The following is a 24,642-nucleotide window of genomic DNA, read 5'->3' as shown; positions in this document are numbered from 1 at the left end:
TTAATTCGATGTGCATTATTAAAAGACATATGATTTTTTGTAATGAACAGTAAAAAATATATTTTATACTTTCATAATTGGTATAATCCTTTAAATATAATGAAAATATTGTATAATAAGTATATATTATTATGAATATAAAAACTCATCATAAATTTTGATGAGGTCTTCCGTAATATTGATTTATCTGTAAGTATAGGAAATATTCATATATTAATAAAAATGAAAGCTGATAGTTCATATTTGTGGAAGCTAGTAGGAGGCAATACATGAGAAAAATTAAATCCGTATTGGTTGCCAACCGTGGAGAAATTGCGATCCGCGTGTTCCGTGCATGTAATGAAATGGGTATTAAAACTGTAGCCATTTATTCTAAAGAGGATACATTATCCTTGCATCGTAACCAAGCTGACGAAGCCTATCTCGTAGGCGAAGGTAAAAAACCAGTTGATGCATATCTCGATATAGAAGATATCATCCGTATTGCAAAAGAACATGACATCGATGCTATCCATCCAGGTTATGGTTTCTTATCTGAAAATGAAGGCTTTGCTCGTCGTTGTGAAGAAGAAGGTATTATCTTTATCGGGCCTAAAATCAAGCATTTGAATATGTTTGGTGATAAAGTAAATGCTCGTGAGCAAGCTAAATTAGCAAAAATTCCAATGATCCCAGGTTCTGATGGGGCTTTAAAAGATTATGCTCAACTAGAAGAATTTGCTGATACACATGGGTTCCCATTGATGATTAAAGCCGTTAATGGCGGCGGCGGTCGTGGTATGCGTGAAGTTCATCATAAAGAAGACCTTCGAGATGCATATGATCGCGCTAAATCTGAAGCGAAAGCTGCATTTGGCGATGATGATGTATATGTAGAAAAACTTATCGTAGAACCTAAACATATTGAAGTTCAAATCTTAGGTGATGAACATGGTAATGTTGTTCATTTACATGAACGTGATTGCTCTGTTCAACGTCGTCACCAAAAGGTTGTAGAAATGGCGCCAGCTTTTGCGTTGTCCTTAGAAACTCGTAAAGCTGTATGTGATGCTGCCGTTAAAATAATGAAAAATGTTGGCTATGTGAATGCAGGTACTGTAGAATTTTTGGTAACTGCTGACGGTAGCTTCTACTTCATCGAAGTTAATCCACGTATTCAAGTAGAGCATACTGTAACAGAAATGATTACAGATATTGATATTGTTCATGCTCAAATTAGAATCGCTGAAGGCTTTAGCTTACATAGTCCTGAAATAGGTATTCCTGAACAAGATAAAGTCCCTTGTAAAGGTACTGCTATCCAATGTCGTATTACCACTGAAGACCCTAAAAACAACTTTATGCCTGATACCGGTAAAATCTTGGCATACCGTAGCTCCGGTGGTTTTGGTATCCGTCTTGACTCTGGTAATGCATTTACTGGTGCCGTTGTAACACCTTATTATGACTCTTTGCTTGTGAAAGCGACAGCATTTGGCCCTAATAACGAAGAAACTATTCGTAAAATGCTTCGTTGCTTAAAAGAGTTCCGTATTCGTGGTGTAAAAACAAATATTCACTTCTTGATTAATGTATTGGAACATCCTGAATTCCAAAGTGGTTCTTATAATGTAAACTTCATTGAAGAACATCCTGAATTATTCGAATTAAAACCAGATCGTGACCGTGGTACCAAATTGTTACGTTACATTGCTGATGTTACAATTAATGGTTATTCTGGTGCAGGGGCTCAAGAGGTTCCTGACTTTGAACCGATTCAAATGCCATCTACTTTGGATGTAAGTCCTGCAGCTGGTACAAAACAAAAATTTGATGAACTTGGACCAGATAAATTCAGTAAATGGTTATCTGAACAAAAACAAGTATTCTTTACTGATACCACATGGCGTGATGCTCACCAATCTTTGTTTGCTACACGTCTTCGTACCATTGATATGGCTCGCGTAGCAGGTCATGCTGCAAAAGGTGTACCTAACTTATTCTCCTTAGAATGTTGGGGCGGGGCTACATTCGACGTATCTTATCGATTCTTGCATGAAGATCCATGGGAGCGTTTGCGCATGTTCCGTCGCGAAGTTCCAAATACATTGCTTCAAATGCTTCTTCGCGGTGCTAATGCTGTAGGTTACACATCGTATCCAGACAACGTAGTTCGTCAATTCATTCAACGGGCTGCTGCTAATGGTATTGATGTTTTCCGCGTATTTGATAGCTTGAATAGTCTTGATAATATGCATGTTGCTATCGATGAAGTGCGTGCACAAAATAAAATAGCTGAAGTTGCATTGTGCTACACTGGCGATATCCTTGATGGGGCTCGTACAAAATACAACTTGGACTACTACGTAAATATGGCGAAAGAGCTTGAAAAAGCTGGTGCCAATATTATTGCCATTAAAGATATGGCTGGTCTTTTGAAACCTCAAGCTTCTTATAATTTGGTATCTGCCTTGAAAGATGCTGTCTCTGTGCCAATTCATTTACATACTCATGAAGGCTCTGGTAACTCTATTTATACATATGGCCGCGCTGTAGACGCTGGTGTTGACGTAATCGACTTAGCATACTCCGCATTTGCTAATGGTACTTCTCAACCTAGCATGAACTCCATGTACTATGCATTGTCTGGTCATGAACGTCAACCAGAAATGAACATCGATTACATGGAAGAAATGTCTCATTATTTTGGTAGCATTCGACCATACTACAAAGGTGTAGATAAAGCAGAAGCATATCCTAATACTGAAGTATATCAACATGAAATGCCGGGTGGTCAATATTCCAACTTGCAACAACAAGCTAAGATGGTAGGACTTGGTGATCGTTGGACTGACATTAAGAAAATGTATCACCAAGTAAATATGATGTTTGGTGATATCATTAAAGTAACTCCATCTTCTAAAGTTGTAGGCGATATGACATTGTACATGGTACAAAACAATTTGACTGAAAAAGATATCTACGAAAAAGGCGATGTATTGGATTTCCCTCAGTCAGTAGTTGAATTCTTTGAAGGTCGTCTTGGTACTCCATATCAAGGCTTCCCTGAAAAATTACAAAAGATCATCTTGAAAGGTGCTCGCCCAATCACAGTTCGTCCTGGTGCGGTGTTACCACCAACAGACTTTGAACATATTCGTCATGAATTAAGCGAAATGGGAGCCCAAACAACTGATGAAGATATTAGTGCATATTGCTTGTACCCTAAGGTTTACCAAGATTACAACAAATTTGTTAAAGACTTTGGCGATGTATCTGTATTAGATACGCCGACATTCTTCTTTGGTATGAAACGGGGCGAAGAAATCCAAGTAACTATCGAGAAAGGTAAAACACTTATCATTAAAATGAATGGTGTTTCTGATCCTGATGAAGATGGTAATCGTATCATATTGTTCGAGTTTAATGGTCAACCTCGTAGTATTAAGGTTCATGATAAACATGCTAAGACAACTGGTGTAGTTCGTCGCAAAGCGGATGAATCTAACCCTGGTGAAATAGGTGCTACATTGTCTGGTTCCGTTGTTAAGATCCTCGTTAAGAATGGTCAATCTGTAACTAAAGGTGAACCATTGATTGTTACAGAAGCGATGAAAATGGAAACAACAATCACAGCTCCTATCGATGGTATCGTAGAAGAAATCCTCGTACGTGAAGGTAGCCGTATCGAATCTGGTGACTGCTTGCTTCGTATTGAAGATGCTTTAAAACGATAAGCTAACAATCATTTAAAATTAAAAATATTATTTCTCAAATATTTCATAAAATGAAAAATTGAAGAATAATGGAAGAATCCCTAGGAAATCCTAGGGATTCTTTGTATTTTCAAGGGTTTCATGGTACTATATAATATAGAGAAAATGGGCGTATTATGCGTTATTTTAGAATGATTAGTAGAAAAGGAGTAGTAACAGATGAGATGTCCTTATTGCCAACACACAGACACGAAGGTAACAGACTCTAGAACGACTGATGAAGGTAATAGTATTCGCCGTCGCCGTGAATGTATCAATTGTGGCCGTCGCTTTACTACCTATGAAATTATAGAAGAAGTACCACTAATGGTATTGAAGAAAAATGGACGACGTGAATTATTTGACCGCGGTAAGCTACTAAATGGGTTATTGCGCTCTTGTGATAAGCGTACAGTTCCTATGTCCGTGATGGAGCAAGTAGTTAATGATGTAGAGCGTGACATTCGAAATGAAATTAACCAAGAGGTTACAACTGATCGAATTGGTGAGCTCGTGTTACAACAACTTAAAGATATAGATCAAGTTGCATATGTTCGTTTTGCCAGTGTATATCGTAAGTTTGATAATATTGATAGCTTTATGGAAGAGTTAAAGGCTCTGAAGAAGTTAGACGCTAAAAAGCCGAAACGCAAACCTGTCGTAGAAGAATAATTGATTTTGTATTACTGATTGGTTATACATAGTTTTGAAATTAACGATGTGTGAGGCTTTATGATAGATTTACATTGTGATACGATGATGCAATTGCTAGATCATCCTGATAGTGGTGATTTATTTCGTAATACTTGGAAAATTGATATAGAAAAATTACAAAAGGCTCACAGCAAGATACAAGACTTTGCGCTCTTTATTAATATGGGTGAGACGAATGACCCTTATGGTCGCTATGAAGAGATGCGTAATTTGTGTGTATCACAAATTCATCACTATGGAGAGCACATACAACATGTGCTCTCTTATCAAGATGTAGAGTCTGTATACAAGACTGGTAAGATTGGGGCACTTATGTCTATTGAGGAAGGTGGCGTACTAGGTGGCGATTTAAATAAACTTAAACAAGCTTACCAAGATGGAGTCAGACTTATAACGCTAACATGGAACTATCCAAATGGACTTGGCGAGCCACATTGTGGTGAGCAACATAAAAAATTGACATCTAAAGGTGTTGAATTTGTAGAAGCTATGCAAGAGTTAGGGATAATTGTTGATTGCTCTCATCTTAACGATGCTGGTACAGAGCAATTAGGGGATATTCTAGAGGTTCCTTTTATAGCATCTCATTCAAATGCGCGTGAAGTTCGGGCTCATACGCGAAATTTGCCAGATAATCTTATTAGACTTATCGCTAATAAGGGAGGTATTATAGGACTTAATTTTGCACAGAATTTTCTCGGCACATCGCTAATTAGTCGCATTGAAGATATTGTTAAACATGGTCTATATCTCATCGACAAGGGCGGTGAAGATGTAGTGGCATTAGGAACTGATTTCGATGGGATTCCACCCGACACAGAGATTGCAGATATGTCTCAAATGAGTCGTCTTTATGATGCTTTTAAAGAGGCAGGTTTATCTGTGGAACAATGTGAAAAGTTATTCTGGAAAAATGCAGATAGACTATTAAAGGAGATTTTATAATGACTGATTTAAATCCAATCATTGCTGATCGTTTTACAGAGCATCTTGAAGTGTTTGGTAAAACGATGGAACATATGGATACCATTCAAGAAATCGGATATCGCTGTAAAGCGGCTTTAGAAAATGGTAATAAAATTTTGTTCTGTGGTAATGGTGGCTCTGCGGCGGACTCTCAACATTTAGCAGCTGAATTGATTTGTCGCTTTAAAAAGGAACGGCGCTCTCTTGCAGGCATTGCATTAACTACTGATACATCTGCATTAACAGCTATTGCGAATGACTATGATTTTGAATCTGTTTTTGCACGTCAAGTAGAGGGCTTAGGCCGTACAGGTGATGTTCTCATCGGTATTTCTACATCTGGTAACTCCAAGAATGTTGTAAAAGCTGCAGAAATGGCCCGTTCTATCGGTATGCATACCATTGCTTTCACTGGGGAAGGCGGTGGCAAATTGGCCGAACTATGTGATATTACGCTGGCTATTCCTAGTAATGTGACAGCACGCATTCAAGAAATGCATATCTTAGCTGGCCACATTATGTGCGAAATTATTGAAGAAGATTATTAACCGATAGGTTTTTACTCATAGATACACATTGTTTCAATTAAAAATTTATTTAAATTAGGAACATATGTAATTTTGATAAGGAATAGGTGGATTATGATAAATACTACCATTAGTCAGTTTTTAACAAAGCAACTGCCAAACTTGAAGATTGCCGTTGTAGGCGATGTAATGGTAGACCGTTATGTTTTTGGTGATGTAAGTCGTATTTCTCCAGAAGCACCGGTTCCTGTAAACCGCGTGTCCAAGATGAAAGAGGTCCTTGGTGGAGCTGGTAATGTTGCATCTAATCTGTCTAATTTAGACTGTAAAGTATATCTTGGTGCACTAGCAGGTAATGACGACCATGGCCATTTATTAAAAAATTTACTTGATACTGATAAAATCGATACGACTGGTTTAATCACTAGTGATGACCGCTCTACTATTACTAAGATGCGCATATTGGGTGATCGTCAACAGATGATGCGCCTTGATTTTGAAACAATTACAAATTTAACCAATCAAGAAGAGCAACAATTGTCTGTTTGGTTGGAAAATCTATGTAAAGCGGGGATTGATGGTATTGTCGTATCTGACTATGGTAAAGGCGTTTGTACACCTACCTTGTTGAAGACAATCTTTGGTTTGGCTAAGGAATATGGTGTGCAAACTATCGTAGATCCTAAGGGGGCAGACTGGTCTAAATACAATGGTGCTACATGTATTACACCGAATGTGAAAGAACTTGGTGAATGTGTAGGCCGTACGTTAGAAAATGATGATGCTACTATTGTAGAGGCTGCTAAGTCTGTACTTGCTGATGTAGATTTAGACTATATTGTGGCCACTCGATCTGCTAAGGGTATTACGGTTATTGCAAAGGATGGCCGTACATGGCATAATCCTGCTACTCAACAAGAGGTGTTTGATGTGAGTGGTGCAGGAGATACCGTTGTATCCATGATGATGACCTGTCTTGCAAGTGGTTTATCGATGCGTTTAGCCTTACATATCGCCAATGGTGCAGCGGGTATCGTAGTATCTAAGGTTGGTACGTATCCAATACATCGTTCTGAGTTATTAGACTTATGGCATTCCTATAAACATAGTATTCAATCTAAGCCATTATATACGAAGGAAGAGATGAAAGAACTCGTTTCACAATGGCAAAGCAAAGGTGAAACTGTAGTGTTTACAAATGGTTGTTTTGACATTCTTCACCGTGGACATATCACGTATTTACAAGAAGCTGCGCAGCTAGGTGATCATTTAATCATTGGATTAAATTCTGATGCATCTGTTCGACGTTTAAAAGGAGAAACACGGCCCATCGTAAGTGAAGCGGATAGAGCGGCCTTGTTGAGTGCGTTGCAATGTATTGACGGTGTAGTACTATTTGAAGAGGATACACCGGCTGAATTACTAGCGTACTTACGTCCCAATACTCTTGTTAAGGGCGGAGATTACAAAATAGAAGATATTATTGGACGCGAGTCCGTTGACAATGTAGAGGTTCTTTCATTTAAAGAAGGTTACTCTACATCAGATATTGTAGGGAAAATAGCCACTATGGCTAAGGAGGGCAAATTATGATTATCGTAACAGGTGGTGCTGGTTTTATTGGCAGTAATATTGTGAAAGCACTGAATGATCGTGGTCGTACAGATATTCTCATCGTAGATGATCTTACAGATGGTCGTAAGATTCGCAATATTCAAAATTTAGAATTTCTAGATTACATCGATTGTGATGATTTTGATTGTGCTATTGCTGATGGTACATTCGACGTTGGCCCTATTGAAGTCGTATTCCATGAAGGTGCTTGTGCAGACACAATGGAATATAATGGCAAATACATGATGAAGAACAACTATGAAGGTTCTAAAAATCTATTCCATTATTGCCAAGATCGTCGTATTCCATTCATCTATGCCTCCTCTGCATCTACCTATGGTAATGGTACACATGGTTTCGTAGAAAAACCGGAAGCTGAAGAAGCACTTAACCCATATGCGTATTCTAAATTGTTATTCGACCGTTATGTACGTAAATATGAAGGTGAATATACTGCACAAGTTGTGGGGCTGCGTTACTTTAACGTATATGGTCCTAATGAAGCTCATAAAGATAAAATGGCTTCTTTAGTACGTCAAATGTTCTACAAAAATAAAGAAACAGGTATTATTAACCTCTTTGAAGGTACAGATGGTTACGAAGATGGTGGTCAAACACGTGATTTTATTTATGTAAAAGACGTAGTTAATGTAAACTTCTATTTCTGGGAGCATCCTGAAATCTCTGGTACTTTTAACTGTGGTACAGGTAATGCTCATAGCTTTAACCAATTCATGCAAGCTGTTATCGACTACAATGGTCAAGGCAAAATTGAATATGTGCCATTCCCAGAGGTGTTAAAGGGTAAATACCAAAGCTTTACAGAGGCTGATACTACTAAATTGTTAGCTGCTGGCTATGATAAAGGGTTCCATAAAATGGAAGATGCCGTTAAAGAATATTGTGAACTATTAGATAATAACGAAGGATATTTACGCTAATGCGCAAGGTATTATTTTTAGATCGCGATGGTGTTATTAACAAGGATGTTAGTTATCTATATAAAATCAGCGATTTAGAGTGGGTAGATGGTGCAAAAGAGGCCCTTGCTTATGCTCATAGTAAGGGCTATGATCTCATTGTAGTGACAAATCAGAGTGGTGTAGCTCGTGGTTATTATAAAGAATCTGATGTTCAGATTTTACATGACTATATGGCTCATGAACTAGATCGCAGTGGAGCACCGATTTTACATTTCTATTACTGTCCACATCATAAAGAAGGTATTGTTCCTCTCTATGCAGTAGAATGTGAATGTAGAAAGCCTAAACCTGGCATGATTAAGCAAGCTATTAAGGATTATGATGTAAATATATCAGATAGTTTTCTTATCGGTGACAGTCATCGTGATGTTGATGCAGCTGAGGCTGCTGGCATTAAGGGGTACCTATTTAAAGGTTCTAATCTATTGGATTTCATTAAAACAATAATTTAATCATTTATTCCATTTAGTCTATTTTTGAAGAATATATTTAGGGTTGTTGTTTTGTATTGGGGAGGCTATATGAAAGATTACAAGAATATACTCATCATCAAGATGAGTTCCTTAGGTGATGTAATTCACGCATTGCCTACCTTGTACGCTGTGCGCAAGAATTGGCCTAATGCGCGTATTACATGGGCTATTCATGAGCAATTCGCTAGCCTCTTACCTGGTACACCATGGGTTGATGACGTGATTATCATTGACAAAAAACAACTAAAGAAGCCTACGTATTTATATCAATTGCGCAAGGAGCTACATAGTCGTCATTTTGATATGACCTTAGACCTTCAATGCATCGCAAAAAGTGCTATTGTTTCCTTATTATCTGGTGCCCCTGAAAAGTATGGCTACTGGGAGCTTCGTGAGGGCAGTAATCTTGTTAATAAAGCCTTAGTAGGTGAGCATAAATACGACCATGTTATCGAACGGTATCTTGATACTGTACGTGCACTTGGTGGTGAGGTGGAGGAGATTGAATTTCCGATGCCAGCTTACGTTGAGGCTGAGAAATCCATAAAACAAAAGTTGAAATGCCATGGTGTAGATGATGAATATATTGTAGTTGTACCAGGGGCACGATGGATTGTTAAGGAGTGGCCACTTCTAAATTTTGGAGAACTTTGTATTCGTTTATGTGAATCTGGTAAGAAGGTTGTTATTGCCGGTGCTCCTGATGATGTAGATAAAGGTGCTTTCATAGAAAATTATGTAAAACATAAGAATCTGATCAATTTAGTTGGATCTACAACCATGCCTGAACTCATTGAGTTGATTCGTCATTGTCAGATTTTTATTAGTGCCGATACGGGACCATTGCATATTGCAAATGCTTTGAAGCGTCCTTTGATTGCCATGTTTGGTACAACATCACCTAAGCGCACAGGTCCTTATGGTGGTAGTCATGTACATCTCATTATTTCACCTACTTCTAAGGCTACACCTGAGCAACCACTAGTAGATGATCCAGATTGTATGGCACAAATTCCTGTAGACGCGGTATGGTCAGTGTATGAACAAGTACTTGGAAAGGAACTATAATGGAACTAGATTATAAGCGCATTGTGGTAACCTTTTTAATGCATTTAGGCGATGTTATATTAACGACTCCGTTTTTAGAAGTGCTTCGCAAAGCGGCTCCTCATAGTCATATTACGTATGTAATAGATGAAAAATTACAACAAGTAATGGAATATAATCCAAATATTGATGAACTTATTGTTGTAGATAAAAAAGGGCGCCATAATAGCATCTCAGGTCTCAATGAAGTGGCTCGTGAAATCAATGCTAAGGGAAAACCTGACATTGTCATTAATTTACATCCTAATGAGCGTACTTCATATTTAGCCTGGAAAATTCATGCAACTATTACAACTGGTATGAGTCATTTCCTCTTTAGACCATTCATGACAAAGTATACGCGCTTAGATCGTAAAACTCGTCATGCTGCGGATATGTACATTAATGTACTAGAGCAATTAGGTGTAACAGATACTTCTAACTCTGGTTTACATATTGAGACCTGTGAAGAATGGCGTCGTCAGGCTCGAGAGTTTTATTCTGGTCATGGATTAACTGATACTGATATACTCATTGGTTTTAATATCGGTAGCGCCGTTCCTGAGAAACGTTGGCCAGCTGAACGATTTGCTCATGTAGCAGATTACTTTGGTCGATTAGGTTATAAGACGGTTTTCTTTGGCGGACCTATGGACCTTGAAATGGTGCAGCCCGTAGTAGAACAAATGGAAACAAAGCCTATTGTGGCTACCGGAAAATTCCAGTTAGGCCCTTTGGCAGCGGCTATGAGCCGTTGTAATCTACTAATTACTAATGACTCTGGACCAATGCATGTAGGAATCAGTCAAGGTGTGCCAATTGTGGCACTGTATGGTCCATCAAATCCATTCTTTTATGGACCTTATCAAGCTCATGCTATCGTTTTAGAAACGATGGATTCTTATGAGATTGGTAAAAGCATGAAGAAAATTATTAAAGAAGGAAATTATAAAGGATTATCTGTAATTTCTGAAGAACAGGTTATTAAAGCAGCGGAAACATTGCTTTTAGAATCGAAATAAACATATGAACTATATTGTATTTGATTTAGAATGGAATCAACCCTATAGCAATGATATTAGCTTTATGAAGCGCACAAAAATGCCGTTGACAGGGGAAATCATTCAAATCGGGGCGGTAAAACTGAATGAAAAGATGGACATTATAGATCATTTTACGATGTTCATCAAGCCTCAATATCTGACACGGATGCATAAACATGTGCGTGAGTTGACAGGGATAACCACCCATGAGCTCAATCATGGTGTGCCATTCAAGACGGCTATGCAGTACTTTCAAAAATGGTGTGGTGATGAATATATGCTGCTTTCTTGGGGATCAGACGATATTCTTATCCTACGCGAAAATCTTATGCTTCATAAGATGAAAGCATTATCTTATGATCAATGGGTAGATGCGCAAATGATTTATTCTTATCAACGCTATGGAACAAATCAGCAGTACTCTGTGGCACATGCTATGGAGAATCTTAATATATCAACGGAGCATCTATCTGCTCATAATGCCTTGCATGATGCAGTCTTTACAGCTCACATTTGTCAGTCTTTAGATATCGCACAAGGAATTTTGCATTATGATCTAATTCGCAAGGAAAGTAGTAATCCTTTCCTATATCCTCCTATTCTCACATTTTTTATGTATGAAAATTTTTCTGAGAAAAAACGTATTGTTCATGATAGAAGAGTACGTATGTCCTTCTGTCCGTACTGTCAAACACGTTTAGAAATGACAAGACCTGAACGATTACAAGGGGATAAGCACCTAGCCATTGGAGTATGTCCTAAACATGGCGATTTTGCGGTGCAACTTAAAGTTGGAAAGTATACGATTAAGTCCGGCAGTAGTAAATTTTATGTTACTAAGGTATTAACTCATTGTACGGACGAAATTCGTTCTCTATATACTCAGAAGTCTGAAATCAATCGCGAAAAAGAGCGAAAATATTTAGAGTATCGTAAGGCAGAACATGAAAAAGTCCGCCAAAAATAGTTATGTAAATTCAAATTCATTTTCTGAATTGTACTATATATTAGGATATGAACTTTTAGAAAGGATAGATTATGGAACGTAAATATGCATGGCATAATTATGATGATGCCACTATAGAAAAGGTATATGCTTTAAGTGATACCTATCGTCAATTTTTAGATAATGGTAAAACAGAACGTGAATGCGTTGTGCAAGCTGTAGAATTTGCAGAAGCAAAGGGCTATGTAAATCTAAATGACATTATTAAAAGCAATTCGTCAATTAAAGCTGGTGATAAGATTTATTACACACATATGGATAAATCTATTGCTTTATTTAATATTGGTACTGATGATATTGAATTGGGTATGAATATTTTAGGTGCTCATATTGATTCTCCACGCATCGATGTAAAGCAAAATCCACAATATGAAGATAGTAATTTAGTATTTTGGGATACTCATTACTATGGAGGTATTAAAAAATATCATTGGGTAGCTATGCCTCTTGCTATTCATGGTGTTGTGGTAAAAACAGATGGCACTCGCATTAATATCAACATTGGTGATAAAGAAACAGATCCCGTGTTTTGCATAACTGACTTGTTACCTCATTTGGGACAAGAACAAATGCAAAAGAATGCAGCTAAAGTAATTGAAGGGGAAGCTCTTGATTTACTCATCGGTAGCCGTCCAGTTAAAGACGAAGAAAAAGAAGGGGTTACTAAATTTATTAATAGCCTTCTTGAAAAAGAGTATGGATTTATTGAACGTGACTTATTGTCTGCAGAACTAGAAATTGTACCAGCTGGTAAAGCACGTGATATGGGTTTTGATCGTTCTATGGTAATGGCGTATGGCCAAGATGACCGTGTGTGCGCTTACACATCCTTGGTAGCAATGCTTGAAGTGGATAATGTAAAGCGTACTACTTGTTGTTTACTTGTAGATAAAGAGGAAATTGGTTCTGTAGGTGCTACAGGTATGCAATCACGTTTCTTTGAAAATGCAGTGGCTGAAATTTTAACACTTATGGGTAAACCTAACTCTGTAAGTGTACGTCGTACGTTGGAGAAATCTCGTATGTTGTCCTCCGATGTAAGTGCAGGCTACGATCCACTTTATGCATCGGCGTATGAAAAGAAAAATGCTTCTTACCTTGGTATGGGTGTAGTATTTAATAAATTTACAGGCTCTCGTGGTAAAGCTGGTTCTAACGATGCTAATGCTGAGTATATGGGCTTTATTCGTCGTGTCATGGAATCTAACAATGTAACATACCAAACAGCAGAGCTCGGTAAGGTTGATTTAGGTGGTGGTGGCACCATCGCGTACATCATGGCTCTTTATGGTATGAATGTCATCGACTGTGGTGTAGCCGTACTTAGCATGCATGCTCCTTGGGAGGTTACATCTAAGGCTGATATTTACGAGGCTAAACAATGTTATGTGGCGTTCTTAAATGCAGCTGATGAATCAATCTAAGATAATGGGGCTTTCATTAATGGTGAAAGTCCATTCTATGTGAGGTATATATGAAGCAAACAGAATTAGGCGCAGCTATAGAGTCTGCCAAAGGAGAGGCTACAGAGGTCAAGACTGTAAAGGTAGATATCTTTGACATCCCTGAAACGAAGGTTGAAGAATATATTGCTAATCGTGAAGAGGTAGCAAAAGCAGCAGCGCAGGTTATGAGACCATACTGTGTTACTGTAAAACGTGAAACCTTAGATCCTGAAGAAGGGGAAGCAGTGGTTGGTTACTATGTAACGGGTGAAATTCTAATGTGCGTCATCTTGGACCCATTTGAAGTGCCTGTTATGAAGGTAGCTCTCGATAAAGGGACTCTTAAGGACTATATTTTAGCAGCTAATGATTTAACAGAAGACATGTTAGCGTCTCTTGAAAAGTAAAAGGATTTCGTATCTTAATGTGTTCTATAAATGGACAAATGTAAAATACTTTAACCTGCTACATTGATGTAGTAGATAAATTTGTTTATAATAAAAGTATTATAATCTTTGCAGATAGGAAGGAAATCCCCATGAACTTGAAAAAAGGTATTGCTTTGGCGCTCACAGCGACAGCATTGTTGGCGTTTACAGGCTGTGGCTCAAATGGAACTACATCGAATGGTGAATACAAAGTTGGTGTTGTACAACTGGTAGAACATCCTGCATTAGATGCGGCAAATAAAGGTTTTGTTGATGCGCTAAAAGAAAAAGGTCTAGCAGAAAAGATTACTTTTGATCAACAAAATGCACAAGCAGATCAATCTAATTTGAATAGTATTGCACAACGTTTCGTATCCGATCGGAAAAACTTGATTTTAGCAATTGCTACGCCAGTGGCTCAATCCATGGCGAATGCAACTCATGATATTCCAATCTTAGGTACAGCTATTACTGATTACGAGGCAGCTAAACTTGTTAAATCTAATCAAAAGCCTGGTGGTAATGTGTCTGGTACATCCGACATGAATCCAGTAGAGCAACAAGTAGATTTGATTTTACAAGTAATGCCGAATGCGAAAACAATTGGCACTATTTATAGCTCTAGCGAGGTAAACTCTCAAATTCAAGTGGAGAAGATGAAAGCTTATGCAGCTACAAAAGGCATTAAAGTTGAAGAAGTTACAGTTTCCAATGTAAACGATATTCAACAAGCGGCACAAAATCTAGTATCTCAACGTGTGGATGCAGTTTATGTGCCAACAGATAATGTGGTAGCTTCAGCGATGAGCAATCTTGTAGCTATTACCGATCCAGCAAAAATTCCTGTGTTTGGCGGTGAAGATAACCACGTAAAAGGTGGGGCAGTTATGTCCTTGTCTGTAGATTACTACAAACTCGGGTACCAAACCGGCTTAATGGCAGCTAAAATTTTAACTGGTGAAGCTAAAGTTGAAGATATGCCTATCGAAATGCAGAAAGAATTTAAATTAGTTGTGGGAAAAGATAAATTAGAAAAATTGGGCATCACCTTACCAGAGGATTTGATGAACAAGGCGACTATGATTTAATACATATCTGGTAAGGAGTTATACATGAACTGGAAAAAAAGTATTGCAGTGGCACTTAGTGCCATTGCTGTTATGGCAATGGTAGCAGGTTGTGGTTCCAATACCGCAACTAATGACCAAAAGAAAATTGGTGTTATTCAATTAGTAGAACATCCATCTCTTGATGCTGCTAATAAAGGTTTCGTAGATGGTTTAGCAGCTAAAGGATATAAGGATGGTCAAAACATTAAAATTGACCAACAAAATGCACAGGCCGATCAATCTAATCTAAATAGTATTGCACAACGTTTCGTATCTGATAAAAAAGATTTAGTATTAGCTATTGCAACGCCTGCGGCTCAGACGATGGCAAATGCTTCTCATGACATGCCAATCATGGGTACAGCTATTACAGATTACGTGACAGCTAAACTCGTTCAATCTAACGAACACCCTGGTGGTAATGTATCTGGTACATCTGATATGACACCTGTTGAAAAAGAGGTTGATCTTATCATAGCATTAGTACCGAATGTAAAGCGTATTGGTGCCATTTATACATCCTCTGAAATCAACTCCCAATTACAAGTTGAAAAAATGAAAGCCTATGCTGCTACAAAAGGTATTACTGTTGTAGAGGCAACTGTTTCCAATGTAAATGATATCCAACAAGCCGCTACAAATCTTGTGAACCAAGATGTACAAGCTATCTATACGCCAACAGATAATGTTTTGGCATCTGCTATGGCTAACTTAGCACAAATTACAGATGCTGCTAAAATTCCAGTATTTGCTGCCGATGAAGGTATGACAATGACTGGTGGTGTAGCAACTTATTCTGTTGATTACTATCAATTGGGTTATCAAACAGGTTTAATGGCTGCTAAAGTTCTTGCAGGAGAAGCAAAAATTTCAGACTTAGCTATTGAGACACAAAAAGAGATTAAGTTAACTGTTAACGAAGAACGTGCTAAAAAATTAGGTATTACGATACCTGAAGCTCTTCGTAAAGATATGAAACAATAGAGGAGAATTTAATGTTAGATTTAGTGGTAGGCACCATAACCACAGGCCTTTTATGGTCTTTGTTAGCGGTCGGTGTATTCATCACCTTCCGTGTATTAGATGTAGCTGACTTAACTGTGGAAGGTACGTTCCCAATGGGGGCGGCTATTTCCGCTATTTTAATTACAAGTGGTATGAATCCAATCCTTTCTATTTTACTTGCTGGTGTAGGTGGTATGATAGCCGGTGCCGTAACAGGCTGGATTCATACAAAATTAAAAATTCCTGCATTATTGGCTGGTATTTTAACAATGATTGCATTGTACTCTGTGAACCTTCACATCATGGGCAAGGCTAATGTATCTTTGCTTCGAATGGATACAGTTTATTCAATCCTTGGTGGGTTTTTCCATACTCCTAACATGTGGTCTGCTGCTATCGTAGGCGTTCTAGTAGCTGTAGTAGTATGCTTGCTCTTATTCTGGTTCTTCGGTACTGAAATCGGTACTGCTTTACGTGCTACAGGTGTTAACCCTCAAATGATTCGCGCTCAAGGCGTAAATACTGATAATATGATTGTTCTTGGACTTTTGATTTCCAATGGATTTGTTGGTATGTCTGGCGCTCTGATTGGTCAATTCCAAGGCTTTGCTGACGTAGGCATGGGGATTGGTACCATCGTTATTGGTTTGGCTTCTGTAATTATCGGTGAAGTAGTATTTGGTACGAAATCCTTCGTACGCAGTCTCATCGCTGTAGTACTTGGTTCTATAGTATATCGTATCGTTATTGCTGCCGTTCTCTACATGGGTATGCCACCAAATGATTTGAAATTATTCACTGCAATTCTTGTTGCCATAGCGCTTTCCCTACCTACATTGAAAGCAAAATGGTTGGCTCGTTAAGGAGGACACTATGTTAGAAGTAAAAAATATGGTAAAAACCTTCTTTAAGGGCACAATTAATGAAAAGACTGCATTACAAGGCATCAATCTTCGCCTAGAAGAAGGAGATTTCTGTACTGTAATCGGTGGCAATGGTGCTGGTAAAAGTACTTTACTAAACTCCATCGCCGGTGTATTCCCAGTAGATGAAGGCTCCATTACAATTAATGATATTGATGTAACAAAAATGCCAGAATACAAGCGTGCTAAATACATTGGCCGTGTATTCCAAGATCCTATGGTAGGTACTGCTGGTAATATGCAAATTGAAGAAAACTTGATTCTTGCTATGCGCCGTGGTAAAAGCTTAGGTCTTAAATGGGCTTTCAAAGATAGCGAACAAGCATTCTTTAAGGAACGCCTTGCATTATTAGGTTTAGGACTTGAAGAACGTTTATCTGCTCGTATGGGCCTACTATCTGGTGGTCAACGCCAATCTATTACATTATTAATGGCTACCATGCTTCGTCCAGAGCTTTTGCTATTGGATGAGCATACTGCGGCACTTGACCCTAAGACTGCAGAAAATGTATTGCAACTAACAGATAAACTCGTTGCAGAGCATAATCTAACAACTCTTATGATTACTCATAATATGCGTGATGCATTGCGCTTTGGTAATCGCCTCATCATGATGGACGCTGGTCGAATTATCTATGATGTAAAAGGAGAAGAAAAGAAACAATTAACTGTTGCGGACTTACTTCAAAAGTTTGAGGTAGCTGGTGAAAATGCACTGAGCGACCGCATGGTGCTAGGTGCTAAATAATAGAAGGAAGTTCTAATCTATCTTTTGTTCAATTACTGTATTTTTGCTTTACAAGATAGGGCAGATACTGTATACTAAATTAGGTCGTAAGACATATCGTAAGCGAAGTATTCGATTCTCCAACGGTTACTTAAGCTTATCGGGATTATTATATTTTAGGAGGTAACATTAATGTTAACTACAGAAGCTAAATTAGCAGTAATTAAAGAATACGCTACTCATGAAGGTGACACTGGTTCTCCAGAAGTACAAGTTGCGATTTTAACAAGTCGCATTCAATACTTAACTGAGCACTTGAAAGAGCACAAAAAAGACCATCATTCCCGTCGTGGTTTGTTGAAATTGGTTGGTCAACGCCGTAACATGCTTGACTACCTTCGTCGTAAAGATATCGAACGTTATCGTTCTCTTATCGAACGCCTTGGTCTTCGTAAATAATAAAAAAAGCCGTCCTAAAGGACGGCTTTTTTATTTTGAATTGGCTATTTAGCTTTAATTGATATATAATTAGAAGGTATACATATAAGAAGATTTTTAGGAGGAATAGGAATGGAACAATTCCAAATGGACCTAGCTGGTCGTACGCTTACGATTGAGACTGGGGAACTTGCAAAACAAGCTGGCGGTGCCGTAATGGTTGGTTATGGCGATACTCGTGTACTCGTTACTGCTACAGGCTCTAAAGAGGCGAAGGATATTGACTTCTTCCCACTTACAGTAGACTATGAAGAAAAAATGTATGCTGTTGGTCGTTTACCAGGGGGGTTCATTAAACGTGAAGCACGTCCACCTGAGTCTGCGATTTTGAATAGCCGTTTGATTGACCGTCCTATTCGTCCATTATTTAATAAAGGTGTACGTAACGAAGTACACGTAGTAGCAACAGTTATGTCTGTGGACCAAGATTGTGATCCAGCCATTTGTGGTATGATTGGTGCTTCTGCGGCATTGTCTATTTCTGATGTTCCTTGGAATGGTCCTATTGCAGGCGTTCGTATGGGACGTATCAATGGTGAATTTGTTGTAAATCCAACGAAAGCACAATTAGAAGAAACAGATCTTAATATCGTTGTAGCTGGTACTAAAGATGCTATCCTCATGGTTGAAGGTGGCGCTGAAGAAGTACCGGAAGATATCATTCTTGAAGTTATCATGGCAGCTCACGAAGAAATCAAAAAAATCGTAGCATTCCAAGAAGATATGACTGCAAAAGTAGGTAAGGAAAAACGCGTATTTGAATGTAAAGATGTTCCTGCTGAAATTAGTGATGCAGTTCGTGCCTATGGTCATGATAAACTTGATGCTGCAGTTCGTTGTGCAGATAAACAACAACGTGATGCACAAGAAAATGAAGTACGTGCAGATGTATTAGCTCACTTTGAAGAGATCTACCCAGATAACTTGGCTGATGTAAATAAAGCATTTGATGCAATGACAAAAGAAATCGTGCGTCATATGATTACTGTTGAAAAAATCCGTCCAGATGGCCGTCAACTTGATGAAGTTCGTCCAATCTCTTGCCGTACAGGCGTATTACCACGTACACATGGCTCTGGCTTGTTTACACGTGGTCAAACTCAAGTGTTGAATGTCACAACAGTAGCGCCTTTATCCGAAAAACAAACCATCGATGGCCTTGGTGTTGAAACTGAAAAACGTTATATTCATCATTATAATTTCCCATCTTTCTCCGTAGGGGAGACTCGTTCTTCCCGTGGCCCTGGGCGTCGTGAAATCGGTCATGGTGCATTGGCTGAACGCGCGTTGGTGCCTGTGATTCCGAGCGAGGCAGACTTCCCATATGCGTTGCGTTTAGTATCTGAAGTATTGGAATCAAATGGTTCTAGCTCCATGGCTTCCGTATGTGGTTCTACATTGTCTTTGATGGATGCTGGTGTACCTATTAAAGCTCCTGTAGCAGGTATTGCTATGGGTCTTGTAACTCAAGGGGAACATTATACAATTTTAACTGACATTCAAGGCATGGAAGATGCTCTTGGAGATATGGACTTTAAAGTTGCTGGTACAGCTAAAGGCGTAACAGCAATTCAAATGGATATCAAGATTTCCGGATTATCCCGTGAAATCCTTCAAGAAGCATTAGAACAAGCTCACAAAGGCCGCATGCATATCATGGGTATCATGCTTGATACAATTGCTGAACCACGTCAAGAAATGTCTCAATACGCTCCACGTATTATTACAATGAAAATTGATCCTGATAAGATCCGTGACGTAATCGGTTCTGGCGGTAAAGTAATCCGCAGTATCATCGAAGAAACAGGCGCTAAAATTGACATTGAAGATGATGGTACAGTATTTATCGCTTCTGTAGAACAAGAAGGGGCTGCGAAAGCTCAAGAAATTATTACAAACCTTACTAAAGAGGTTGAAGTAGGTGAAGTATATCTTGGTAAAGTAACTCGTCTAATGGCTTTTGGCGCATTTGTAGAAGTATTACCAGGTAAGGAAGGTCTTGTACATATTTCCAAACTTGCGAAAGAACGCATTGAAAATGTAGAAGATGTAGTAAATGTAGGGGATGAAATCATGGTAAAAGTTATCGAAATCGATAAACAAGGCCGTGTAAACTTGTCCCGTAAAGATTGTTTAAAATAAGAGGTGTTACATGGATATTCGTGGCTTTGAAGTAGTTTCTGCTTTTGAAGAACAAGATATCAACTTACCAACACGTAAAACAACTGAAAGCGCAGGTTATGATATTGAATGTGCTGAAGCTGTTACATTAGAACCAGGCCAAGTAGTGCTCGTTCCGACAGGTATTAAAGCTTTCATGGCATACGATGAATACCTTGCCATTCATATTCGTTCTAGTATGGCTATTAAACGTCATCTGGCACTTGTGAATAGCACAGGTATTATCGATAGTGATTACTACAATAATGAGGACAATGAAGGTCATATTATGATTGCCCTTCTAAACTTTGGCAAAGAAATAGTTACCCTTGATAAAGGGGAACGCGTTGCTCAAGGTATATTCTCTAAATACCTTATTACAAACGATGATGATGCTACAGGTGTAAGAACTGGTGGCATTGGAAGCACCGGGACTATGTAAATAATATATGGTTTTGTATAAAATAGTAAAAACCGCTCAACTTTGTTGGGCGGTTTTTGTGTGTCAAATAATCACTTTAGCTGTAATTCTTTTACATAATACTATATAATAATTATTATAGTTAGTAGAAAATTCGGGAGGCTTTATGAAACAGGAGTCTAAACAAAATAAGAACGTAGGTACATCAGTTACGGGGAATGACATTGAGACTACACAAAATACCATGCACGTATTGGATGAGAATAAGGTTCTTAAAAAGAGTTATGAAGATGTAGTATATATTTCTCAACCTTTTGGGGCGACCTCATTGAACACATTAGCAGCGCGAGCTTTGTTATTTGGATTAAATCCTGTATCTTTAAAAAAGGCTCGTGTCCTTGAGCTCGGATGTTCGTTTGGTGGAAATATTATTTCCCAAGCTTTATATTATCCTGAAGCATCTTTTACGGGCATCGATTTATCGTCTTCCCAGATTAAGATGGGAAATGAACTGATTGCGTCGATGGGACTTACCAATATACATTTGATTGAGAAGGATATTCTGGATATTGATGAATCGTTCGGTATTTTTGACTATATTATTGTACATGGTATTTGGTCCTGGGTTCCAGATGTGGTAAAAGATAAAATTCTATCTATCTGTAATAAGAATTTATCTGATAACGGTGTAGCTTATGTATCGTATAATACCTATCCTGGATGGAAACGATTAGAGCAGTATCGAGAAATCATGCAATATGCAGAGCAAAAAGAGTTAGAGCTACCGTTGATGGAACGGACTTTATATACGAAGAATATATTGAAACTTGTAGCTGATACGATGGGGATGGATAATCGGATAAGTCAAAAAGCGAGCTATAAAATTGATAATATCCAAAATGTGTTAAGCTCTAACGATTATTATGTGGCCCATGAATATTTAGAGCCTTTTAATGATCCTGTATATGTACATGAATTTATAAAACGTGCCAATGACCAAGGTTGTGCATATATAGGGGATGTATTTCTTTCACGATCTTTCATAAGTTGGTTACCGGAGGATATTTACGATAATATAGCTCAATTGGCAAATGATGATTATATTGCAAAAGAGCAATATTATGATTACATTTATGATACGCAGTTTAGAATGTCCCTGTTAACGAAAAATAAACATACTAAAAAAATTGTTCGTAATGAACGAGTTAGTATAGATGTATTATCAAAATTATATTATTGCAGCGTTGTTAATACAGGTATTCCTTCCAATATGACGGATAGTATTCATATTGCTATTAAAGAGGTTATGGATCGGGGTGATATATTTACTATTCAGGATATAGTAGATCATATACATAGAAAGTTGCCTGGTTATACTATCGAAATGGACAGAGTTTATTCTCGTTTACTATATTTGATTATTGTAGATAATCTCGATATGTACGCCGAACCATATGAAAGAGTTGCTTTCGAAGATAATAAGGTGTATATACCTCAACGTTTTATAGATTTTATTTCTACTATAGTAGAAAAAGAAGGCAGCTCCTATATTGGTATAGGAGACATGTACAATAAAGTACAACAAGATATAGATAATGGATTTCTCTTTGTAATAAAGCAAATGGTGGAGCCTACAACAAGAGAAAAGATTCTTGCTATTATGGATGACAATATTACAGTTCAGCGTCATACGCGGGATAATATTGATTTTATTGTTCCTAATAAAGTGTATTTAGAGGAAATTTTACAACGTATAAGAATGCTCGGGTTTTTACATAGAATAGAAGATTAGAGGTATATATGGCAATTAGTAAGGAAATTCAGAAATCCAGCGAAATGAAATTTAATGGTAAGTTGATTCAAGTTACCTATGATATAGCCGATGTGAACGGAAAGGATGCATGGCGTGAGGTTGTGCATCATCCAGGTGCTACAGCGATTGTGGCAGTCACAGGGGATAATAAGATTGTTATGGAACGTCAATTTAGATATGCTTTGCAACAGACGCTATTGGAGGTACCAGCAGGAAAATTAGATCCAAATGAAGAACCGATTGTTTGTGCTAAACGGGAGCTTGCTGAGGAAACCGGCTATCGTGCAGCTCAATGGATTTCGTTAGGGACAATTGCTACGAGTCCTGGTTTCTGCAATGAAGTATTACATTTATATCTTGCAAAGGATCTTACCATGGGGGAAACCAATTGGGATCCTGATGAATATGTGGAGCTAGAATACTACACATTGTCAGAACTATTGGAGGCTATCAAGAATGAGACTATTAAGGATAGCAAATCTTTGGCGGCCCTTATGCTTGCTATGCCATATCTTAAGTAAGTTTTAGAAATTTTATCTCTCAATATATTATGTATTTTATTAATTCATATTGATGATTTTAACTGTAATATGTTACAAAGTATTTTTACATTATATGAGTAACTAATCTCATATAGATTTAGGAGTACATATGTATAATCGAATTATTCTACTAGTAATGGACAGTGTCGGCGTAGGATATGCAGCTGATGCGATTAAATTTGGCGATGAAGGTTCGAATACATTGGGACATATCGAAGCTGTAGCAGGACCTATTCGCTGCCCAAATTTAAAATCTCTAGGTTTAGCTAATATTGCCGATATTTCAGCGTTTGATGAGCCTGTAATTGGCGCTTATGGTCGTATGGCGGAAATGAGTACCGGTAAAGATACGACAAGCGGACATTGGGAGATGATGGGGAATCCTGTAACGGTACCATTTCCGACATTTTATGATGGATTTCCGAAGGAACTGATGGATGCTTTCACAAAAGAAACGGGTTATGGATTTCTTGGTAATGAGGTAGCATCTGGAACAGAAATTATTGAACGCCTCGGAGAAGAACATATAAGAACTGGTAAGCCAATCGTTTATACATCGGCGGATTCGGTTTTTCAAATTGCTGCGCATGAGGATATCATTCCCTTAGAAGATTTGTATCGCATGTGTCAAATTACACGCGATAAGGTATGTGTCGGTGATTATTATGTGGGGCGTATTATAGCTCGGCCTTTTATTGGTACACCAGGTCATTTTGTACGTACCTCAAATCGTCATGATTACAGTCGCATGCCTGAAAAGAAAATGGTGCAACAAGAGTTACAAGACGCAAATATTCCAACAGTGGCAGTTGGCAAAATCGGCGATATTTATGCTCATGTTGGCTGGGATGCATCATATCCGACAAAGTCTAACGCGCATGGTATGAACGTAGTTCCTTATCTATTGGGCCAAAGCTTTGCACGGGGGTTCATGATGGTCAACCTTGTTGAATTTGATAGTCTGTACGGTCATCGGCGTAATGTAGAAGGGTATAAGCGTGCTATTGAAGACTTTGATTACCAATTAGGTGGTTTGTTGGACTTGCTTAAGGATGATGATTTACTTCTTATCACCGCAGATCATGGGAATGATCCGACTTGGAAAGGTACAGATCATACGAGAGAAATGGTGCCTTTGCTAGCTTATAGTCCAAGTATGAATTGTTCAGTAGTTTTAGGAGATAGACATAGTTTTGCAGATATAGGGGAAACCATATTGCAAAACTTTGGATTGAAACAATGGGGGATTGGGACTTCATTTTTAGATTCCCTGAAGGGATAAATCTAGAATTTATATTTATTTAGAGTTGAATAGATTTACATTATTGATTTTATAAATGATTACATATGCGAAATACCGCAGTATATATTTACTTTAATTGAGTTAAATACATACTGCGGTATTTTTTTATAGAGTAGATTTTA

Annotated in this window: 22 protein-coding genes; all 22 read left to right on the top strand. The window is 38.0% G+C overall.

Annotated features, from left to right (window positions below):
• Positions 1-269: 269 nt before the first annotated feature.
• The 22 genes from ACLRYO_RS03205 to ACLRYO_RS03100 all read left to right on the top strand — a co-directional run bounded on the left by ACLRYO_RS03205 (position 270) and on the right by ACLRYO_RS03100 (position 24,499).
• Positions 270-3,716 (top strand): pyruvate carboxylase, encoded by a 3,447-nt coding sequence (locus ACLRYO_RS03205; RefSeq protein WP_174892323.1) that lies wholly within the window; start codon positions 270-272, stop codon positions 3,714-3,716.
• A 198-nt stretch (positions 3,717-3,914) separates the two neighbouring features.
• Positions 3,915-4,406 (top strand): transcriptional regulator NrdR, encoded by a 492-nt coding sequence (nrdR, locus tag ACLRYO_RS03200; protein ID WP_004692976.1) that lies wholly within the window; start codon positions 3,915-3,917, stop codon positions 4,404-4,406.
• 60 nt (positions 4,407-4,466) lie between these two features.
• A complete protein-coding gene (locus tag ACLRYO_RS03195; RefSeq protein WP_105086549.1) occupies positions 4,467-5,393 on the top strand; it encodes a dipeptidase in 927 nt (308 codons plus the stop codon).
• Positions 5,393-5,962: a D-sedoheptulose 7-phosphate isomerase gene (gene gmhA, locus ACLRYO_RS03190; protein ID WP_008600733.1), complete on the top strand. Its 570-nt coding sequence runs from the start codon at positions 5,393-5,395 to the stop codon at positions 5,960-5,962. Before ACLRYO_RS03195 ends, gmhA begins: the two co-directional genes overlap by 1 nt.
• A gap of 93 nt (positions 5,963-6,055) precedes the next feature.
• Complete coding sequence (rfaE1, locus tag ACLRYO_RS03185; protein WP_004697349.1) at positions 6,056-7,534, top strand: D-glycero-beta-D-manno-heptose-7-phosphate kinase; 1,479 nt, start codon at positions 6,056-6,058, stop codon at positions 7,532-7,534.
• Positions 7,531-8,496, top strand: coding sequence for an ADP-glyceromanno-heptose 6-epimerase (gene rfaD / locus ACLRYO_RS03180; protein ID WP_004697321.1), 966 nt, complete (start codon positions 7,531-7,533; stop codon positions 8,494-8,496). Before rfaE1 ends, rfaD begins: the two co-directional genes overlap by 4 nt.
• Positions 8,496-8,990: a D-glycero-alpha-D-manno-heptose-1,7-bisphosphate 7-phosphatase gene (locus ACLRYO_RS03175; RefSeq protein ID WP_287502074.1), complete on the top strand. Its 495-nt coding sequence runs from the start codon at positions 8,496-8,498 to the stop codon at positions 8,988-8,990. The genes rfaD and ACLRYO_RS03175 overlap by 1 nt, the downstream gene beginning before the upstream one ends.
• A gap of 69 nt (positions 8,991-9,059) precedes the next feature.
• Positions 9,060-10,079: a glycosyltransferase family 9 protein gene (locus ACLRYO_RS03170; RefSeq protein ID WP_004697170.1), complete on the top strand. Its 1,020-nt coding sequence runs from the start codon at positions 9,060-9,062 to the stop codon at positions 10,077-10,079.
• On the top strand, positions 10,079-11,119 hold the full coding sequence (locus ACLRYO_RS03165) for a glycosyltransferase family 9 protein (protein WP_008600741.1): 1,041 nt from the start codon (positions 10,079-10,081) through the stop codon (positions 11,117-11,119). The genes ACLRYO_RS03170 and ACLRYO_RS03165 overlap by 1 nt, the downstream gene beginning before the upstream one ends.
• A gap of 4 nt (positions 11,120-11,123) precedes the next feature.
• The gene (locus ACLRYO_RS03160) at positions 11,124-12,107 is read left to right on the top strand and encodes a 3'-5' exonuclease (protein ID WP_008600743.1); all 984 of its coding nucleotides are present in this window, start codon (positions 11,124-11,126) and stop codon (positions 12,105-12,107) included.
• 71 nt (positions 12,108-12,178) lie between these two features.
• Complete coding sequence (locus ACLRYO_RS03155) at positions 12,179-13,570, top strand: aminopeptidase (protein ID WP_024061485.1); 1,392 nt, start codon at positions 12,179-12,181, stop codon at positions 13,568-13,570.
• A gap of 50 nt (positions 13,571-13,620) precedes the next feature.
• A complete protein-coding gene (locus ACLRYO_RS03150) occupies positions 13,621-13,998 on the top strand; it encodes a hypothetical protein (RefSeq protein WP_004692986.1) in 378 nt (125 codons plus the stop codon).
• A 131-nt stretch (positions 13,999-14,129) separates the two neighbouring features.
• A complete protein-coding gene (locus ACLRYO_RS03145; RefSeq protein WP_413084663.1) occupies positions 14,130-15,107 on the top strand; it encodes an ABC transporter substrate-binding protein in 978 nt (325 codons plus the stop codon).
• Positions 15,108-15,131: 24 nt separating this feature from the next.
• A complete protein-coding gene (locus ACLRYO_RS03140; RefSeq protein ID WP_004692988.1) occupies positions 15,132-16,112 on the top strand; it encodes an ABC transporter substrate-binding protein in 981 nt (326 codons plus the stop codon).
• A gap of 11 nt (positions 16,113-16,123) precedes the next feature.
• Positions 16,124-16,996, top strand: coding sequence for an ABC transporter permease (locus ACLRYO_RS03135; RefSeq protein WP_004692989.1), 873 nt, complete (start codon positions 16,124-16,126; stop codon positions 16,994-16,996).
• A gap of 10 nt (positions 16,997-17,006) precedes the next feature.
• Positions 17,007-17,804, top strand: coding sequence for an ABC transporter ATP-binding protein (locus ACLRYO_RS03130; protein ID WP_004692990.1), 798 nt, complete (start codon positions 17,007-17,009; stop codon positions 17,802-17,804).
• Positions 17,805-17,975: 171 nt separating this feature from the next.
• A complete protein-coding gene (rpsO, locus tag ACLRYO_RS03125; RefSeq protein WP_004692991.1) occupies positions 17,976-18,242 on the top strand; it encodes a 30S ribosomal protein S15 in 267 nt (88 codons plus the stop codon).
• Between the two features lie 111 nt (positions 18,243-18,353).
• Positions 18,354-20,423 (top strand): polyribonucleotide nucleotidyltransferase, encoded by a 2,070-nt coding sequence (locus ACLRYO_RS03120; protein WP_278457480.1) that lies wholly within the window; start codon positions 18,354-18,356, stop codon positions 20,421-20,423.
• A gap of 10 nt (positions 20,424-20,433) precedes the next feature.
• A complete protein-coding gene (gene dut / locus ACLRYO_RS03115) occupies positions 20,434-20,883 on the top strand; it encodes a dUTP diphosphatase (RefSeq protein WP_012864244.1) in 450 nt (149 codons plus the stop codon).
• Between the two features lie 145 nt (positions 20,884-21,028).
• On the top strand, positions 21,029-22,654 hold the full coding sequence (locus ACLRYO_RS03110) for a class I SAM-dependent methyltransferase (protein WP_278457485.1): 1,626 nt from the start codon (positions 21,029-21,031) through the stop codon (positions 22,652-22,654).
• Between the two features lie 8 nt (positions 22,655-22,662).
• Complete coding sequence (locus tag ACLRYO_RS03105) at positions 22,663-23,196, top strand: NUDIX hydrolase (protein WP_278457486.1); 534 nt, start codon at positions 22,663-22,665, stop codon at positions 23,194-23,196.
• A 130-nt stretch (positions 23,197-23,326) separates the two neighbouring features.
• A complete protein-coding gene (locus ACLRYO_RS03100; RefSeq protein ID WP_278457487.1) occupies positions 23,327-24,499 on the top strand; it encodes a phosphopentomutase in 1,173 nt (390 codons plus the stop codon).
• The last annotated feature ends 143 nt before the right edge of the window (positions 24,500-24,642 follow it).

Origin of the sequence: Veillonella parvula, from assembly GCF_047241225.1 — a bacterium.
GTDB lineage: Bacteria > Bacillota > Negativicutes > Veillonellales > Veillonellaceae > Veillonella > Veillonella parvula_O.
The sequence above is the reverse complement of the archived record's forward strand: the minus strand, read 5'-3'. Positions and strand labels throughout refer to the sequence as shown.

Coding starts and splice junctions, on each gene's coding strand:
- nrdR (WP_004692976.1), top strand. CDS start 3,915: ATGAGATGTCCTTATTGCCAACACACAGACACGAAGGTAACAGACTCT.
- rfaE1 (WP_004697349.1), top strand. CDS start 6,056: ATGATAAATACTACCATTAGTCAGTTTTTAACAAAGCAACTGCCAAAC.
- rpsO (WP_004692991.1), top strand. CDS start 17,976: ATGTTAACTACAGAAGCTAAATTAGCAGTAATTAAAGAATACGCTACT.
- ACLRYO_RS03140 (WP_004692988.1), top strand. CDS start 15,132: ATGAACTGGAAAAAAAGTATTGCAGTGGCACTTAGTGCCATTGCTGTT.
- ACLRYO_RS03120 (WP_278457480.1), top strand. CDS start 18,354: ATGGAACAATTCCAAATGGACCTAGCTGGTCGTACGCTTACGATTGAG.
- ACLRYO_RS03205 (WP_174892323.1), top strand. CDS start 270: ATGAGAAAAATTAAATCCGTATTGGTTGCCAACCGTGGAGAAATTGCG.
- ACLRYO_RS03150 (WP_004692986.1), top strand. CDS start 13,621: ATGAAGCAAACAGAATTAGGCGCAGCTATAGAGTCTGCCAAAGGAGAG.
- ACLRYO_RS03145 (WP_413084663.1), top strand. CDS start 14,130: ATGAACTTGAAAAAAGGTATTGCTTTGGCGCTCACAGCGACAGCATTG.
- ACLRYO_RS03165 (WP_008600741.1), top strand. CDS start 10,079: ATGGAACTAGATTATAAGCGCATTGTGGTAACCTTTTTAATGCATTTA.
- ACLRYO_RS03100 (WP_278457487.1), top strand. CDS start 23,327: ATGTATAATCGAATTATTCTACTAGTAATGGACAGTGTCGGCGTAGGA.
- ACLRYO_RS03195 (WP_105086549.1), top strand. CDS start 4,467: ATGATAGATTTACATTGTGATACGATGATGCAATTGCTAGATCATCCT.
- gmhA (WP_008600733.1), top strand. CDS start 5,393: ATGACTGATTTAAATCCAATCATTGCTGATCGTTTTACAGAGCATCTT.
- dut (WP_012864244.1), top strand. CDS start 20,434: ATGGATATTCGTGGCTTTGAAGTAGTTTCTGCTTTTGAAGAACAAGAT.
- ACLRYO_RS03155 (WP_024061485.1), top strand. CDS start 12,179: ATGGAACGTAAATATGCATGGCATAATTATGATGATGCCACTATAGAA.
- ACLRYO_RS03160 (WP_008600743.1), top strand. CDS start 11,124: ATGAACTATATTGTATTTGATTTAGAATGGAATCAACCCTATAGCAAT.
- ACLRYO_RS03170 (WP_004697170.1), top strand. CDS start 9,060: ATGAAAGATTACAAGAATATACTCATCATCAAGATGAGTTCCTTAGGT.
- ACLRYO_RS03175 (WP_287502074.1), top strand. CDS start 8,496: ATGCGCAAGGTATTATTTTTAGATCGCGATGGTGTTATTAACAAGGAT.
- ACLRYO_RS03130 (WP_004692990.1), top strand. CDS start 17,007: ATGTTAGAAGTAAAAAATATGGTAAAAACCTTCTTTAAGGGCACAATT.
- ACLRYO_RS03135 (WP_004692989.1), top strand. CDS start 16,124: ATGTTAGATTTAGTGGTAGGCACCATAACCACAGGCCTTTTATGGTCT.
- ACLRYO_RS03105 (WP_278457486.1), top strand. CDS start 22,663: ATGGCAATTAGTAAGGAAATTCAGAAATCCAGCGAAATGAAATTTAAT.
- rfaD (WP_004697321.1), top strand. CDS start 7,531: ATGATTATCGTAACAGGTGGTGCTGGTTTTATTGGCAGTAATATTGTG.
- ACLRYO_RS03110 (WP_278457485.1), top strand. CDS start 21,029: ATGAAACAGGAGTCTAAACAAAATAAGAACGTAGGTACATCAGTTACG.